Source organism: Phytoactinopolyspora halophila (assembly GCF_003287285.1).
Classification (GTDB): Bacteria; Actinomycetota; Actinomycetes; order Jiangellales; family Jiangellaceae; genus Phytoactinopolyspora_A; species Phytoactinopolyspora_A halophila.
In genome coordinates this window covers 51,185-67,230 of sequence record NZ_QMIG01000019.1, presented here as the reverse complement: position 1 = coordinate 67,230, position 16,046 = coordinate 51,185, and the positions used below count along the sequence as shown (strand labels likewise).

General features: G+C 65.8%; 15 protein-coding genes. 6 read left to right on the top strand and 9 right to left on the bottom strand.

The features are described 5' to 3' along the window. Positions 1–23: 23 nt before the first annotated feature. Positions 24–473 carry an Lrp/AsnC family transcriptional regulator gene (locus DPM12_RS16240; RefSeq protein ID WP_112259386.1) on the bottom strand — a complete coding sequence of 150 codons (450 nt, stop codon included), beginning with the start codon at positions 471–473 and terminating at the stop codon, positions 24–26. Positions 474–608: 135 nt separating this feature from the next. Between DPM12_RS16240 and ddaH the strand changes: the two genes are divergently transcribed. Together ddaH and rocD are read left to right on the top strand one after the other, a co-directional pair. After that, complete coding sequence (gene ddaH / locus DPM12_RS23655; protein WP_112259385.1) at positions 609–1,493, top strand: dimethylargininase; 885 nt, start codon at positions 609–611, stop codon at positions 1,491–1,493. A gap of 9 nt (positions 1,494–1,502) precedes the next feature. Beyond that, positions 1,503–2,714 (top strand): ornithine--oxo-acid transaminase, encoded by a 1,212-nt coding sequence (rocD, locus tag DPM12_RS23650; protein WP_112259384.1) that lies wholly within the window; start codon positions 1,503–1,505, stop codon positions 2,712–2,714. Between the two features lie 85 nt (positions 2,715–2,799). Here rocD and groL read toward each other — a convergent pair whose 3' ends face one another. Continuing rightward, positions 2,800–4,416: a chaperonin GroEL gene (gene groL, locus DPM12_RS16225; RefSeq protein WP_112259383.1), complete on the bottom strand. Its 1,617-nt coding sequence runs from the start codon at positions 4,414–4,416 to the stop codon at positions 2,800–2,802. Between the two features lie 127 nt (positions 4,417–4,543). Then, positions 4,544–4,843, bottom strand: a complete 300-nt coding sequence (gene groES / locus DPM12_RS16220; RefSeq protein ID WP_112259382.1) for a co-chaperone GroES — start codon at positions 4,841–4,843, stop codon at positions 4,544–4,546. Positions 4,844–5,147: 304 nt separating this feature from the next. Between groES and DPM12_RS16215 the strand changes: the two genes are divergently transcribed. Next, complete coding sequence (locus tag DPM12_RS16215; protein ID WP_112259381.1) at positions 5,148–6,854, top strand: serine/threonine-protein kinase; 1,707 nt, start codon at positions 5,148–5,150, stop codon at positions 6,852–6,854. Positions 6,855–6,940: 86 nt separating this feature from the next. Here DPM12_RS16215 and DPM12_RS16210 read toward each other — a convergent pair whose 3' ends face one another. Continuing rightward, complete coding sequence (locus DPM12_RS16210) at positions 6,941–7,906, bottom strand: aldo/keto reductase (RefSeq protein ID WP_112259380.1); 966 nt, start codon at positions 7,904–7,906, stop codon at positions 6,941–6,943. Positions 7,907–8,058: 152 nt separating this feature from the next. Between DPM12_RS16210 and DPM12_RS16205 the strand changes: the two genes are divergently transcribed. The 3 genes from DPM12_RS16205 (at position 8,059) to DPM12_RS16195 (ending at position 11,840) form a co-directional block, all read left to right on the top strand. Continuing rightward, complete coding sequence (locus DPM12_RS16205; protein WP_170313709.1) at positions 8,059–9,303, top strand: class I SAM-dependent methyltransferase; 1,245 nt, start codon at positions 8,059–8,061, stop codon at positions 9,301–9,303. 114 nt (positions 9,304–9,417) lie between these two features. Continuing rightward, positions 9,418–10,629 (top strand): glutamate--cysteine ligase, encoded by a 1,212-nt coding sequence (locus DPM12_RS16200; protein WP_112259379.1) that lies wholly within the window; start codon positions 9,418–9,420, stop codon positions 10,627–10,629. Positions 10,630–10,682: 53 nt separating this feature from the next. Further along, positions 10,683–11,840: an amidohydrolase gene (locus tag DPM12_RS16195; RefSeq protein WP_112259378.1), complete on the top strand. Its 1,158-nt coding sequence runs from the start codon at positions 10,683–10,685 to the stop codon at positions 11,838–11,840. 22 nt (positions 11,841–11,862) lie between these two features. Here DPM12_RS16195 and DPM12_RS16190 read toward each other — a convergent pair whose 3' ends face one another. From DPM12_RS16190 to DPM12_RS16170, 5 genes are all read right to left on the bottom strand, one after another. Next, the gene (locus tag DPM12_RS16190; RefSeq protein ID WP_112259377.1) at positions 11,863–12,204 is read right to left on the bottom strand and encodes a hypothetical protein; all 342 of its coding nucleotides are present in this window, start codon (positions 12,202–12,204) and stop codon (positions 11,863–11,865) included. Next, positions 12,197–12,997, bottom strand: coding sequence for an ABC transporter ATP-binding protein (locus DPM12_RS16185; RefSeq protein ID WP_112259376.1), 801 nt, complete (start codon positions 12,995–12,997; stop codon positions 12,197–12,199). The genes DPM12_RS16190 and DPM12_RS16185 overlap by 8 nt, the downstream gene beginning before the upstream one ends. Continuing rightward, on the bottom strand, positions 12,994–13,836 hold the full coding sequence (locus DPM12_RS16180; RefSeq protein WP_170313708.1) for an ABC transporter permease: 843 nt from the start codon (positions 13,834–13,836) through the stop codon (positions 12,994–12,996). Before DPM12_RS16180 ends, DPM12_RS16185 begins: the two co-directional genes overlap by 4 nt. Continuing rightward, positions 13,836–14,612, bottom strand: coding sequence for an ABC transporter permease (locus DPM12_RS16175; RefSeq protein WP_211659051.1), 777 nt, complete (start codon positions 14,610–14,612; stop codon positions 13,836–13,838). Before DPM12_RS16175 ends, DPM12_RS16180 begins: the two co-directional genes overlap by 1 nt. A gap of 96 nt (positions 14,613–14,708) precedes the next feature. Continuing rightward, positions 14,709–15,920, bottom strand: a complete 1,212-nt coding sequence (locus DPM12_RS16170; protein ID WP_211659050.1) for an ABC transporter substrate-binding protein — start codon at positions 15,918–15,920, stop codon at positions 14,709–14,711. Between the last annotated feature and the right edge of the window lie 126 nt (positions 15,921–16,046).

The window sequence follows — 16,046 nt, the reverse complement described above, 5'->3', positions numbered from 1 at the left end:
ACATCGCACCGCTTCAGGGCATCTCACATGATGAGATTGTTCCGGCGAAGCAGCGGTGAGAGCACCAGAACGCTCCGGGTGCGGGCCACGAACGGCTCGGCCGAAATCTCACTCAGCACCCGCTCAAAGTGCTGCATGTCGGCCGCGAAGACATGCAGCAGGGCATCGGCGTCGCCGGTCACGGTGAACGCCTCGACGACTTCCGGATAGGTCTCGGCCCGGCGCAGAATCTCCGCTCCGGCCGTGCGGCGGTTACAGAAGAGCTCGACATAGGCCTCTGTGGTCCAGCCACTCGCAGCAGCATCGACACCGATCGTGAACCCGGTGATCACGCCGCGTTCGCGCAGGCGGTCAACACGTCGCTTCACGGCAGGCGCGGAGAGATTGACCTCGGCACCAATCGCACCATAGCTGGCCCGGCCATCCTCGGAGAGCACCTGGAGGATACGGCGATCGACCTCGTCGAGCTGCATCGTGTCATGGTCATCGACGACGCTGCCCGGCGCAACATTTGACAATCGCGTGGCGAATCAACGCAATGATGTTTTGCTAATGAACAATATTCGGGTCTGGCATTGCTCTGATCGGCTCCATAGGTTCAAGGTGTGATGACACACGCAGCTCGGCACTATCTCATGTGCCCGCCCACGTGGTTCGACGTGACATATGCCATCAATCCCTGGATGGATCCGACCCGGCCGGTCGACCGGGACCGCGCCATAGCTCAATGGACGGCGTTGCGTGAGACCTACGAGCGTCTCGGGCATCGAGTCGACGTGCTGGAACCGCAGCCCGAGCTGCCGGACATGGTCTTCACCGCGAATGGAGCACTCGTGATTGGCGACCAGGCCCTGGGCGCCCGCTTCCGCGAACCCGTGCGCGAGGCGGAAGCACCGGCACATCGCCGGTGGCTGCGCGATCACGGCATCCACGTCCACGTCCCGCACGAGGTCAACGAGGGTGAAGGCGATTTCGCCTGGACCGGGCGGCACGTCTTGGCCGGGTCCGGATTCCGTACCAGCTCGCGATCGCACGACGAGCTCGCCGAGCTGTTCGACCTGCCGGTCGTCAGCCTGGAGCTCGTCGATCCGCGCTTCTACCACCTCGACACGGCACTTCTGGTACTCGACGAGCAGACCATCGCCTACTATCCGGCGGCATTCTCCGAGGAGAGCCAGCGCACCCTGGCAACGTACTATCCAGATGCCGTGCACGCCACCGAGCATGACGCGATGGTTCTCGGTCTCAACGGCACCAGTGACGGGCGGCACGTCGTCATGGCTGCCCAAGCTGACAGCCTGGCGGCACGGATCTCCGACGCCGGGTTCATGCCCATCTCCGTGGACGTGTCCGAGCTTCTCAAGGCGGGAGGCGGGGTCAAGTGCGCCACCCTTGAACTACATCCCCCGGTCACGAACCATCCGACCCGGCGATACGCACGAACCGACGAGGGTACGACCCCCCACGACGCCGCAGCGTCCCGCTCTCGATAGGAGCCCTCGATGACCATTCACGCCAACCGCACCGACGAGCTCATCTCCCTGACCGAGCAGAGCACGGCACACAACTACCATCCACTACCCGTGGTGATCACCGAGGGCACGGGTGCCTGGGTGACCGACGTCGAGGGACGCCAGTACCTGGACTGCCTGGCGGCCTATTCCGCGATCAATTTCGGGCACCGCAATCCGGTCATCGTCGATGCTGTCCGGGCACAACTCGAACGCATCACCTTGACCAGCCGCGCGTTCCATCACGATCTGCTGGGCCCGTTCACGGGGCAGCTCGCCGCCCTGACAGGCAAGAATCTCGTCTTGCCGATGAACACCGGCGCCGAGGCCGTGGAGACGGGCATCAAGGTCGCGCGAAAGTGGGGATACGAGGTCAAGGGCGTGCCCGAGGATTCAGCGACCATCATCGTCGCTGACGGCAACTTCCACGGGCGCACCATCAGCATCGTCAGTTTCTCCACCGACGATGCGGCACGCACGCACTTCGGCCCGTACACGCCCGGATTCCATGTCGTACCGTATGGCGACGCGCCCGCGCTGGCAGACGCGATCGACGACACGACCGTGGCCGTGCTGATCGAGCCGATCCAGGGCGAGGCGGGAGTCGTCGTGCCACCGGATGGCTACCTCTCCCGGGTTCGCCAGCTCTGCGACGCTCGCGGGCTGCTGTTCATCGCCGACGAGATCCAGTCCGGCCTCGGCCGCACCGGTACGACGTTCGCGTGCGAATATGAGAACGTCGTACCGGACCTGTACCTGCTGGGCAAGGCACTCGGCGGCGGCATCGTTCCCGTCTCCGCTGTCGTCGGCGACGCGGACGTGCTCGGCGTGATTCACCCGGGTGAGCACGGCAGCACATTTGGTGGAAACCCGTTGGCCTGCGCCGCGGGGCAGGCCGTCGTCGAGATGTTGCACACCGGCGAATGGCAGGCGCGGGCTGCCGAACTGGGCGCACATCTGATGGATCGGTTGCAGCCGCTCGTGGGGCGCGGGGTGCACGATGTCCGCGGCCGGGGGCTGTGGGCCGGCGTCGACATCGACCCGGCACTCATGACTGGGCGGGAAGCATGCGAGGCCCTGCTCGCCGAAGGGATCCTCGCCAAGGACACGCACGGCTCCACCATCAGGCTCGCGCCGCCGCTCGTCATCACCCCCGAGGAGATCGACATGGCCGTCGACGCGCTCGCGCGCGTGCTCCGCTGACGGTCCGACGACATCGGGGTCTGCCCCACCCGTGTGGCACGGGCGACGCAGACCCCGATCGAAGAGATGAAGCCGAGAAGGATAATCAGTGGCCGTGGCCGTGGCCGTGGCCGGCCGTCTCCTCTTCTTCCTCCGGTTTGTCGACGACGAGAACCTCCGTCGTGAGCAGCATGGCCGTGATGGACGCCGCGTTGGCGACCGCAGAGCGAGTCACCTTCACCGGGTCGAGCACGCCGTCACCCAGCAGGTCACCGTAGACGCCGGTGAGTGCGTTGTAACCGTGTCCAGGGGTGCCCTCGGCAACCTTGGACGCGACCACGTAGCCGTTCTCGCCAGCGTTGTCGGCGATCCAGCGCAGCGGCTCGGACAGCGCGTCCCTGACAATTTCCACACCGACACGCTCGTCGCCAGTCAGGCCCAGGCCGTTATCGAGGACCGACCGCGCGTGCAGCAGCGAGGCACCACCACCGGGCACGATGCCCTCCTCGATGGCGGCACGGGTCGCGGACACCGCGTCCTCGATGCGGTGCTTGCGCTCCTTGAGCTCGACCTCCGTCGCCGCACCCACGCGGATGACGCCGACGCCACCGGCCAGCTTCGCGAGACGCTCCTGCAGCTTCTCCCGATCCCAGTCGGAATCGGAGTTCTCGATCTCCGCACGGATCTGAGCGATCCGGCCATCGATGTCGGCCTGCGAACCGGCACCGTCGACCACCGTGGTCTCGTCCTTGGTGACGACGACGCGGCGAGCGGTACCGAGAACCTCGGTACCCACCTGGTCGAGCTTGAGACCGACCTCTTCGGAGACGACCTGGCCGCCGGTCAGCACCGCCAGGTCCTGCAGCATGGCCTTGCGGCGGTCACCGAAGCCAGGTGCCTTGACCGCAACCGAGCTGAGCGTGCCGCGGATCTTGTTGACGACGAGCATCGCGAGGGCCTCGCCCTCGACGTCTTCCGCGATCACGAGCAGCGGCTTGCCCTGCTCGATGACCTTCTCCAGCAGCGGCACGATGTCGGCCACCGCCGAGATCTTGCCCTGGTTGATGAGGATGTAGGCATCCTCCAGGACCGTCTCCTGCCGCTCGGCGTCGGTGACGAAATGCGGGCTCAAGAAGCCCTTGTCGAACTGCATACCTTCGGTGAACTCGAGCTCCGTGCCGAAGGTCTGCGACTCGTCGACGGTGATCACACCGTCCTTGCCGACCTTGTCGAAGGCCTCGGCGATGATCTCGCCGATCGTCTCGTCCTGGGCGGAGATCGCGGCCACCGACGCAATGGACTCCTTGTCCGTCACCGGTTTGGCCTGGCTCAGCAGCTGATCCGACACCGCGTCGACGGCGGCGTCGATACCCTTCTTGATCGACATGGGGCCGGCGCCGGCAGCCACCGCCCGCAAACCACGGTGCACCATCGCCTGCGCGAGGACGGTAGCCGTCGTGGTCCCGTCACCGGCGATGTCGTTGGTCTTGGTGGCGACTTCCTTGGCGAGCTGTGCACCCAGGTCTTCGTACGGGTCCTCGAGCTCCACCTCACGAGCGATGGTCACGCCATCGTTGGTGATGGTGGGGGCGCCGTACTTCTTCTCTATGACAACGTTGCGGCCCTTGGGACCCAGCGTCACCTTCACGGTGTTCGCCAGGGCATCGACGCCGCTTTCGAGCTTACGACGAGCGTTCTCGTCGAACTCGAGAATCTTGGGCATGGTCTTACACGTCCTTCCGCGTCGAATGCCGACGCCCCGGTACGGCACCGGCTCGAACGAACCGGCAGGGACTCGTTCAGACCCGCTGCCAACCGGGGCGCCGGACGTACGTCCTCAGCTCAACCCGTCACTTCTGGACGACGGCGAGCACGTCACGGCTGGACAGGATCAGCAGCTCCTCGGTGTTGTACTTCACCTCGGTGCCGCCGTACTTGGAGTAGAGCACGACGTCGCCAACCTTGACGTCGAGCGGGATGCGCTTGGAACCGGCGTCGTCCCAACGGCCCTCACCGACGGCGAGGACCTCGCCCTCCTGGGGCTTCTCCTTGGCCGTGTCCGGGATGACGAGCCCGGAGGCAGTAGTCTGCTCCGCCTCGAGCGGCTTGACGACAATACGATCGTCGAGTGGTTTGATGGAGACCGACACTAGTCTGACCTCCCCTTTCGCGGGATGTCGCGGATAGCTTCAGGTGGTCCGGCCGCGTGCCGCTGCCGTCGCGGGAACCAGCGGGATCGACCGTTGGCACTCTCCATACGAGTGTGCCAATGCTGAACTTAATCGAACGATTAGCACTCGGTCAAGGTGAGTGCTAGTCGCGCCCCGGAAATCGACCGCTAGACTCGTCCAAGCCAAGGTACACGGCAGCGACCAGTAGCGTACGCGGCGATGGCAAACGCCGACGCAGACCTGATGACGGATCCGACGAGACTCGCGAATGTAGGTACGTTCGATGGCTGTACTAGCTGACCGGTACGAGCTCGGCGAAACGCTGGGCACGGGCGGCATGGCTCAAGTCGTCGCCGCATATGACCACATGCTCGGACGGCGGGTAGCGGTCAAACTGATCCACGACACGCTCGCCTCCGATCCCACCAGCCGCGAGCGGCTGCTGCGCGAGGCCCGGACAGCCGCGGGCATGCACCACCCGAACACCGTGACCGTGTTCGACGCTGGCGAATCCGAGGGCAAACCGTTCATCGTCATGGAGCTCGTACAGGGTCGCAGCCTGGCCGATCGGCTGCAGGCCGAGCAGCGGATTCCGCGCGACGAAACCATCACCATCGCTGACGCCGTGCTCGCCGGACTGCACGCCGCTCATCAACACGGTCTCGTTCATCGTGACGTCAAACCCTCTAACATCCTGCTTCCGGAGACCGGCGAGGCGAAACTCGTCGACTTCGGCGTCGCCAAGGCACTGGCCGAGACCACCACCGGTCTCACCGGTACTGGCCAGCTCCTGGGCACTCCACGGTACCTGGCACCAGAGCAGGCACTGGGTCAGCCCGCCACACCGGCCAGCGACATCTATTCCCTAGGTGTGGTCATTTATCAATGTCTCGCCGGGGACGCGCCGTTCACCGCCGACACTCCGCTCGCCGAAGCGCTCGCCCATCAGAACGATCCGGTGCCGTCGCTCACCACGGCAGCACCTGAAACACCGGCATGGCTCGCCACCGTGGTAGAGCGGGCTCTGGCCAAGGATCCGGCCGACCGTTTCGACGACGCCGAGGCCATGCGCCGGGCCCTGGACAATCCGGTCGCGACGGCACCGCCACCGCCGCCTCCATCGGAACCCGCGGAACGCAACGAGTCCACGCGGGTGCTCAGCATCTCTGCAGCAGCGTCACCGGCAGCCCACCCGAACCAGCAGGCGTCGAGCCAGCAGATCTCGAGCCGCGTCCGGCCACGTGCCCAGCGGATATGGCTCGCCGTGGCGTCGGCAGCCGGCATCGCCGCGCTGGTCACCGGGATCTTCCTGCTCGGTGATGACGGCTCCGGTGGGGAGCCCGGCGCCTCGGCGCAGGATGCCGCCGCCGATGGTTCCGGACCGGAACCCGGGCAAGGCGGGGAGGACGATACGGAACCGGTCACCGATGCCGCGTCGGAGGAACCGGATGGGGATGGCGGCGACGAGACGGGCTCTCCCCAGCCCGACGACAGCCCGGCCGTGCCGGCGACCCTCGACGAGCTGATGACGATGCTGGCCAGCAACCCCCAGGCACACGGCGACAAGGCCGAGGACCTGGTCAACCAGGTCGAGAAGCTCTACGAGCAACGCGACGGGCGCAAGCGCGCGGAACAGGCCCAGAAACTCGTCGAGAAGGTGGCCACGTGGATGGCCGACGACGAACTCGATGCCCGCACCGGGCAAACCGTCGTCGCCGTGCTCACAGAGGTCAGCCGGCCCTCCGATCCGGCACTAGACGAAGCCCTCGACCTGTACGGCGAGATCGCCGTAACCACCAGGGACTGGGGTGACGACGCGGACGACCTGCTGTCCGATCTGCGCGAGATACTGAAAGCGAAGAACTCGGAGAAGCAGGCGGATGAGGCCGAGGACCTGGTCGAGGAGATCGAGGAGTGGATCGAGGACGGCGAGATCGATCGCCGTCGCGGTGAACGGGCGCTCTCCGTTCTCCGGCCGCTAGAAGATTGATCCCCGATTGGCCATGCCTCTCGATTGACCAGACCCTCCTGATCGTCAACGATCACCTACATGGACATGTGCACCGTCGACGACGATCACGTGGCTGCGCGCCGGGGCAACCGCGTTTCGATCGCCTCGACGAGATCGGAATCTAGCGGGCCAGCGGCCTCCGCTTCGAGGCACTCTCGCAGCTCGGCACGGTTCTTCACCCCCAGGACAACCGTGTCCACGCCGTCCATCGACAGGGCATAGCGGTGCGCCAGGGCAGCGATCGAGACGCCGGCTTCGCGAGCGAGTTCGCGTAACGGCTCGGCGCGCCGGAAGTCGCGCTGCGTCGGGTGCTGGGCTGGCAATTCCCTATCCGGTCCGTCCGTCAATGCCCCGGCCTGAACGGCACGTATGCCCATGACACCGATATCGCGGCGGCGTGCTGTGGCGATGATGTCCCGCGGCCGCGGGTCCTCCTCGGACCACATGAGATCACCCGGGGAATCCAACGGATTGGTCACGCACTGGGCAGCCGCGGGCACCGGTTCCTCGTCGAGCACGCGGATGACGGTCTCGGGTATGTCCACTGCGGTGATCCCCCATGCCCCGATGCGGCCCCGGCGCACCAGATCGTCAAACGCCGGCCGCACCGCCTCCCGGAACAGACCGGCTGGAGTGCGCCCCTCGTTCCCTTGATCATCGCGCTCGACGATGTGTCCGTGCAGGATGAACAGGTCAACGTGCTGCACCCGCATCCGTGCCAGGCTGTCGTCGAGCGAGTTCTCGAGAACGGCACGTACATTCTCCGGATCGACGCGCCCCACGTGGGACTTGGTCGAGACCCGAACGCCGTCGGGTATCACTCCGGCGAACGCCTCACCCACCACGCGCTCGGCCTCGCCGTCGCCGTAGCCGGGCGCGACGTCGACGAAATCGATGCCGGCGTCAACGGCCGCCCGCACTGTAGAGACCGCTTCATCCCTGCTCGTTGGCCCCCAGACCTGGCCGAGCCCGCCCCCTCCCAGCGTCAACGCGCTGACGTGGCCGAGCCGGCCGAACGTACGTGTCTGCATGGCAGCCCTCTCCTCTGTCGCAACCCAACGTGTCGCCGTCGCCAAGTTTCGTGGCTGGAGTGCACTCCACGTCAAGACTCTGATGGCTCCGGTCGACGAGTGCCACTGGCCGCCCGTGCGGCCCGGACCCCGCCGTCTGCCAGGGTGAGACGGTGAACGTCGAGACACTGCGGAGGTTGACGTCGCCGGACGGTCGGGCGTTACTCGAGGAAGCGACCCGCTCGTACGCGATCGAGAACGAATTCGCGCTGGGCACGCGCCTTCGGCGACACCATGACGGCGAGCTGGTCGCCGCCGCGCTGACCCAGGCGCGGCTGCGCAGCCGCGCGGTCGCGAAATTCGCGCCCGACGACGCCGCCCGGATGTTCTTCACCGTGGACGGCTACGAACAGGCCACCCGGGCCAGCGTCGCCACTCACCGGGCAGCACGGATCGCCAGCGCGACCGGTCCCGCCCTCGACCTGTGCTGTGGGATCGGTGGCGATCTCATCTCGCTTGCCCGTGCCGGTCTCGATGTCACCGGGATCGAAGCGGATGAGCTCACAGCGGACATCGCACGCCTGAACATCGAGGCTCTCGGCCTCGGCGCACGTGCCCGCGTCCTCACGGCTGATGCCACGGCCGTGGACCGTACACCGTTCACCGTCGTGACCTGTGATCCGTCACGACGCACGGCGCGCGGGCGCAGCTTCGACGTAGACGCCTACCAACCCTCGTGGCCGTTCGTTCTGGACCTGCTCGCGGAGGATTCCTGCGTCAAGGTCGCGCCCGGCATTCCCCGTGATCGGATCCCGGCCGGCGTGGAGGCCGAGTGGATCTCGGACGACGGCGACGTCAAGGAGGCCGCGCTCTGGTCGGGCGTGCTCGCCGAGCCCGGGGTGCGGTGCCGGGCGACGATCCTCGTGTCGAACCGTGAAGCCGACCCGTGCAAGCGGGAAGCCGACCCGGCCTTCTGCCCCGGCCCGAGCTCACGGAGCGTGAACGCGCTCACCGACGCCGACGACCCGGGAACCGCCGAGATCGGGCCACCCGGTCGCTTTCTCTACGAGCCCGACGGCGCCGTCATCCGATCCGGTCTGGTGACGGCCGTGGCGGCGCTGACGGGTGGCTGGTTGCTCGACCCGTCGATCGCTTATATCAGCAGCGACACTCTCGCGCCGACCCCGTTCGCCCGTGGCTTCGAAATCACCGACGTTCTTCCCTACGACGTGAAGAAGCTGCGTCGATACGTGCGTGAACGCGGCATCGGGACATTGACGATCAAGAAACGCGGTGTCGATGTGGAGCCGGATCAGCTCCGCCGGACGCTGCGCCCGGACGGTACCGCGTCGGCCACGCTCGTCGTCACTCGGGTCGCCGGACGCGCCACCGTCATCGCCGCCACGCCACTCTCATAATCCCACCCACCCCTCCGCTGATCATGAACACTATGCGTCCTCCACGCACCCCTAACTGTTCATGATCATGGGAGGGGGATTTCGTGATCGCTAACTCCGTGTCACACTCCAAAGATGGAGATCCCGTTCACCCCGTCAGATAGGGCGAGTCTGGGCATCGAATGGGAACTCCAGCTGATCGACCTCCACACCCGCGAGCTGACGTCGGGCGCCGTCGAGATTCTCGGAGAGATCCGCCCCGACGGCTCCGACGAGCATCCCAAGGCCAAACACGAGCTGTTCCAGTCGACCGTGGAGGTCATCACCGGCGTGTGCAGCACGGTCGCCGAAGCACGTGCCGACCTCGCCGAAACCGTCCAGACGGTTTCGGACGCCGCCAGACGCCGCGGGCTCGGAGTGATCTGCGCGGGCACCCACCCCATCACCAGCTGGGCGACCCAAGAGATCAGTCCCAAGCCGCGGTACCAGCAACTCGTCGACCACCTGCAGTGGCTCGCGCGGCGCCTGCAGATCTTCGGGGTGCACATCCACGTCGGCATCCGCTCGCCACGCAAGGCGATCCCCATCGTCAACGCCCTCACCTCGTACATTCCCCACTTCCTGGCGCTGTCCGCGTCATCGCCGTACTGGGTGGGTCACGACACCGGTCTCGCGTCGTCGCGCAGCAAGGTCTTCGAGATCCTTCCCACCGCCGGCCTGCCCTACCAGCTTTCCGGATGGGACCAGTTCGAGAGCTTCATGGAGACGCTGACGACGGCACAGGCGATCGAGTCGGTCCGGGAGGTCTGGTGGGACGTCCGCCCCCATCCCGATTTCGGCACCGTCGAACTGCGGATCTGCGATGGACTGCCCACGTTCGACGAGGTGGACGCCATCGCCGCGCTGACCCAGTGTCTTGTGTACCAGCTCGACGTCGAGTTCGACCGCGGTCATGCCCTGCCCAATCCGCCCAGCTGGGTGGTGCGGGAGAACAAGTGGCGCGCTGCCCGGTTCGGCCTGGACGGCGAGATCATCATCGATGGCGCCGGAACGGTCCGGCCGCTTCGGCGAGCGATCCTCGATTTGGTTCACGATCTCGAACCCATCGCGCGTAGACTTGGCTGCGCTGATGAGCTCGCAACGATCGAGCAGCTCTTGCAGATCGGTGCGAGCTATCAGCGCCAACGCGCCATTGCGGAGGCCAATGACGGAGATCTGACGAAGGTCGTCGACGGCCTCCTGGAAGAGATGACAACCGGACTACTCGTATCTGAGCATCAGCCGGTCGGTGTCCCACAGCCGAGGCCTGCCACAAGCACGGACCTCGCGCCCGGCGCGATAACCTGAGCCACATCCGGCGCCCCGCGCCGGCTTCACGGACAGACGCGACGAGGCATGAAGTGACTACACATTGGCTGGCTACCTGGGTAGAAGCGCATCACGACGAACTGGTCGGCGTGCGGCGCCACCTGCACACACATCCTGAGCTCGCGTTCGAGGAAAAGGCCACGACCGAGCTCCTGGTGCAGCGGCTGACCGACGCCGGGCTCGCGCCACGGCGGCTGCCCCGCGGCACCGGACTCGTCGTCGACGTCGGCACCGGGCCACGAACGGTGGCCGTGCGCGCGGACATCGATGCCCTTCCGCTGTCCGATCCCAAGGACGTCCCCTACCGTTCGGCCGTCGAGGGCGCGTGCCACGCGTGTGGCCACGACGCACACGCCGCCATCGGGTTGGGCATCGCCCTCGCCCTGGCAGAAGCTTCCGAGCTTCCAGGCCGGGTCCGGGTGATATTCCAGCCGGCCGAAGAACGGATGGCCGGCGCACGCGAAGTCATCGCCGCCGGCGAACTCGACGGTGTCGAGCGGGTGTTCGCGCTGCATTGCGATCCACGGCTGCACGTGGGCCGGATCGGCATCAAGCTTGGCCCGATCACCGCGGCATGCGATCTCGTCGAGCTGAACGTCACCGGTCCCGGTGGACACACGGCCCGCCCGCACCTCACCGTCGACGTCGTCGATGCGCTCTCCCGGATCGCGGTGGACACCCCGGCGCTCCTGGCCCGGCGAGCAGATGTGCGCGCCCGCCTTCTCCTGGCCTGGGGAGCCATCCAGGCGGGCGAAGCCGCCAACGCCATCCCTTCCACGGGCACCTTGAAGGGCACGGTCCGGGTGCTCGATCATGCCGCCTGGGCCGAAGCGGAGAAGAATCTGCGGGCGATCGTGGCCGACGTCGCTGCCGCGTGTGGCGCCTCCGCCGAGGTCCATTACGAGCGGGGCGTGCCGCCGGTCGTCAACGACGACGCCTGCGTCGATCTGATGCGCACCGCCATCGCGGCCGAACTCGGCGACGACGCCGTAACTCGTACGAACACCAGCATGGGTGGCGAGGACTTCGCCTGGTACGGCGAGCACGCACCGGTAGCGATGGCCCGGCTCGGTGTCCACAACGGCAATGCCGTTCACGACATACATCAGGCGAACTTCGATATCGACGAACGCGCGATCGGCGTCGGCGTCCGCGTCCTCGCACGCACCGCCTTGCACGCGTTGGCGTGACGTCAGCCGGACGGGCTGCATCTCAGTCGAATGGCGAGAACGTTTCGCCCGCCCGGATCTCCTCGACCCAGTACTTGCGCGCGATCGCGTCGACGTCCTCGTCAGTTACCCGATGCATGTGCAGGACGTTGTCGGTTCTCCCCCCGATCCGCCCGTGATCTTGCAGCTGGAGCATGTGAAACCGCTCCGGCACGAATCCGAGCACGACGTCGATCGCGAAGTGACCTTCCTGGCTCCGGTCACGTCCCACGTCATCGTCCACCTTGGTGGTGGCGGTGATCCCGATCCACACCTGGTAAGCGACCACGAGCACGAGCAAGCCGGCGAGCGCACGCCCGCCGACGGTGCCGAGCGCTCTACGCACTATCCAGATCAGCCTGGACCACACGCGACTCATCTCCTGACAGCAGATCGGTGATGTGCGTGACCGTGTGCCGGAAATCGGGATCGTCCAACACGCTCCGCCAATCCCTGGGCCGTTCAAGCGGCACGGTGACGATCTCGTTCACCTGGCTGGGACGGGACGACAGCACGACGACCCGATCGGAGAGAAACACGGCCTCGTCGACGTCGTGCGTGACGAAAAAGACCGTCGGACGTTTCGACTCGAAGATGCCCGTCAGATCTTCCTGCAACTTGCGCCGGGTCTGCGCATCGACACTGGCGAAGGGCTCGTCCATCAGCATCACTTCGGGCTCGTTGGCCAGCACCCGAGCAACGCCCAGCCGCTGTTGCATACCGCCGGACAGCTCGTGCGGGAACTTGCGTTCGAAGCCTTCGAGGCCGACCAGATCCAGGTACTGACGGGCTATCGGTTCACGCTCCTGGCGCGGCACGCCGCGCATGCGCAACCCGAAGACGACGTTGCCAAGCACGGTCTTCCACGGGAACAGGGCGAAACTCTGGAACACGACGCCTCGCTCCGGCGACGGGCCGCTGATCTCCCGCCCGCCGACGAGCACGCTGCCGTCGGTCTGTTTCTCGAACCCGGCCACGATGTTGAGCACGGTCGTCTTTCCGCAGCCGCTCGGCCCGAGCACCGAGATGAACTCGCCCTGCTCGACGGCGAACGACACATCGCCGACGGCCGTGACCACCTCGTCCGTATAGCTGTCGACGAACTGCTTGTGCAGCCCGCTGATCTCCAGAGTCTTCATCGGCCCACCTCTGCCGTCTTCACCATGCCCCACCGCTCGATGGTGCTCCGTTCGAACGGAGCGAGAACGAGCGCGTCGAGCGCGAACCACAACACGCCGAGCACGATCATGCCGACGAACACCCCGGTCACCTCACCTGCCCGGCGGGAATCAAACATCATGAACCCGAGGCCGCTGCTACCGATGATGATCTCAGCCGCAATGAGCGCGCGCCAACCGTAGCCCAGACCGGTCCGGATACCCGTGGCCACCGACGGCAGTGAACCGGGCACGATCACGTCGGTGAAGACCCGGAAACGCCCGGCTCCGAGACTGCGCGCGGCCCGGATGACATCACGCGGCACCTGTTCGACGCCGGCGACGATACTGATCATCAACGGGAACACGATCGTGTAGACGATGACGAAGGTCACCGCGGTGAGACTGAACCCGAACCAGACGATCACGATTGGCAGCCACGCGATGTCGGCAATGGCCTGAAAGAACATCAGCAGTGGCCACGTGAGCTTGCGGGCCCACGTGGAGAGCGCGACGACGAATCCCGCCGGTATTCCGATGAGCATGCCGAACAGGACGCCGTTCCATAGCCGGTTCAGCGAGTCGGCCAGGTAGGACGGCAAGATTCCCTTGTAGATCAGGTCAGCCATCTCCGCGAGCACCGTGGCGGGCCCCACGAAGAATGCCGAGGGAAACACATCGAGCTCGGCCACGAGCCACCACAAGAAGACCACTGGCACGAACGGGCCCAAGGTCCGCACCGTCCCGTTTTGTGCGAGCCGGTGCTTCCAGCCCCGTCGCCGGCCAGCGACCGGACGTGCGCGATCCGTGGAGACGGACACTAGGACACCACCGCCTTCATCCCCCAGCGCTCGACCGTGCGCCGCTCCAATGGAGCCAGCAACACGCGATCGACGATGAGCCACAGCACGCCGATGATGATCATTCCGGTAATGATCACGTCGGTACGGAAGAACCGCTGCGCGAGAAAGATCGAATAGCCGATACCGGCATTGGTCGCGATGATCTCTGCCGCGACCAGGCCGCGCCACCCGTAACCCAAGCCGACCCGCAGACCGGTGACGATGCTCGGCAACGCGCCGGGAAGCATGACATCCGAGAACATTCGCAACCGGGTGGTGCCCAGGCTTCGCGCCGCTCGCAGCAGCTCCGTCGGGATGCGCTGCACACCGAGCATGGCGTTGTACGTCAACGCGAAGAACATCGCGTTCCACACGATGAAGATCACCGCCTGCTCTCCTGTCCCGAACCACAGGGTGGCCAGCGGGATCCATGCGATACCGGCCAGCGCGACCGAGAACCGCAGCAGCGGCGAGAAGAACGCCGCTGCCCAGCGGCTGATCCCCAACGCGAACCCGAACGGTATGGCCGTGACCAATGCGGCGACGACGCCGATGGCGATGCGCTGCAGGCTCGCTCCGACATGGGTAGCCAGCTCACCCGACGCCCACATATCGGCGAAGGCACGGGCTACATCGGTGACTTGCGGAAATACTCGCCGATCCACCCCGGTCAGCGCGACGATGGCGGCCCAGATCACGACGAGGCCGACGAACGGGACGACAAACCAGAAAGCAGCCGCCAGGCGGCGGGACATTCGATGACCTCGCCGCCTGGCGGCCGTAGGGGCGACCATCAGGATTCTCTCGTGTCAGACATCCTCGAGGACGTTTCAGTGACGCTCCGGATCACGTCAGTTCTCCGGGCAGGCTTCCACGGCCTCGGCACGGTCGAAGGTGTAGTCGGCAGTGATCTCTGCCTCCTCCGGAATCTCGGGCAGGTCGTCGAAGAGCTGCGGCTGCTCCTCCATGACCTCGAGGATGTACTGGGGTTCGAAGTGATCATTGACGTCGAACGTGTCCTCGATGGCGTCGACGTCCTCGAGAAGACCCTGCATCGTATCGAGGGCGACGTAATTGCACGCCGAGAAGCGCGGATCGAGCTGCTCGATGTTGTACTGCATTGCTTCCTCGGCGACCTCGATCTCGGTATCCGGGATCCACCGGGTGACCACGTCGGCGGCTTCGTCGGGGTTCTCCCGCATCCACTGGTCGGCTGCGGCCCGGGCTGTCAGGAACGCCTTGACGACATCGGGGTTCTCCTCGACGAAGTCCCGGGTGGCGATGATGTAGCCGATGAAGGGGATGTAGCCCCCACCACGAATGACCTCGCTGGCACCTTCGACCGAGTTGGAGATCGTGATCGGCCACGGATCCCACACCACGGCCGCGTCGAGACCTTCGGTCTCCAACGCGACGCCCATGTCCGGTGGCGAGGTGTTTTCGATCTGCACGTCGTCCGGCGTGAGCCCGGCCTCCTCCAGGACACCGAGCAGGTACAGGTGGTTGATCGAACCGATCGAGACCCCGATGCTCTTGCCTTCGAGGGTGCTGAGGTCGTCGGACTCGATACCCGAGTCCTGAGCGGCCACCATGGCCATCGTCTCGTCGATACCGAGCTGGGTCGAACTCCCGGTGTAGTTGCCCAGGTAGACAAGGTCGACGTCTTCGAGCACCGCGCCGATGCTCGGCGTACCGACCTGGATGAAATCAACGTCGCCGGCTTCCATGGCCTGAATCGCGTCCACACCCGTGGGGAACGGATCGGCCAGCGTCACGTCCAGGTTGAGATCGTCGTACAGGGCGAGGTCGAAGGCGACCGCCGCACCCATCTGGTCCACGGCGGAGACGTAGCCCGCCGTCACTTCGGTCAGCTCAGGAAGTTCCGGGAGGTCCTGCTCGCCCCCCTCGTCATCCCCCTCTTCGTCATTTCCTTGCTCATCTTCTTCTGCCGCCGGCTCGTTCTCGTCGGCGGCATCATCGTCATCATTGCCACCACAGGCAGCCAGGAGTGAAATGGCTATCCCGGTGGCAAGTACCATGCGCAAGCGCGTGGCGCGAGTCACGTGACCTCCTAGATCGCACACCACGAAGCGTCAACTTCGCGACGCGAAACTGAGGCTTCGCAATGGTCAGCCGATGTCCGGACAATCCCAGATCAGGACGGTTTGACACTAGGTGGGCCAACTGTC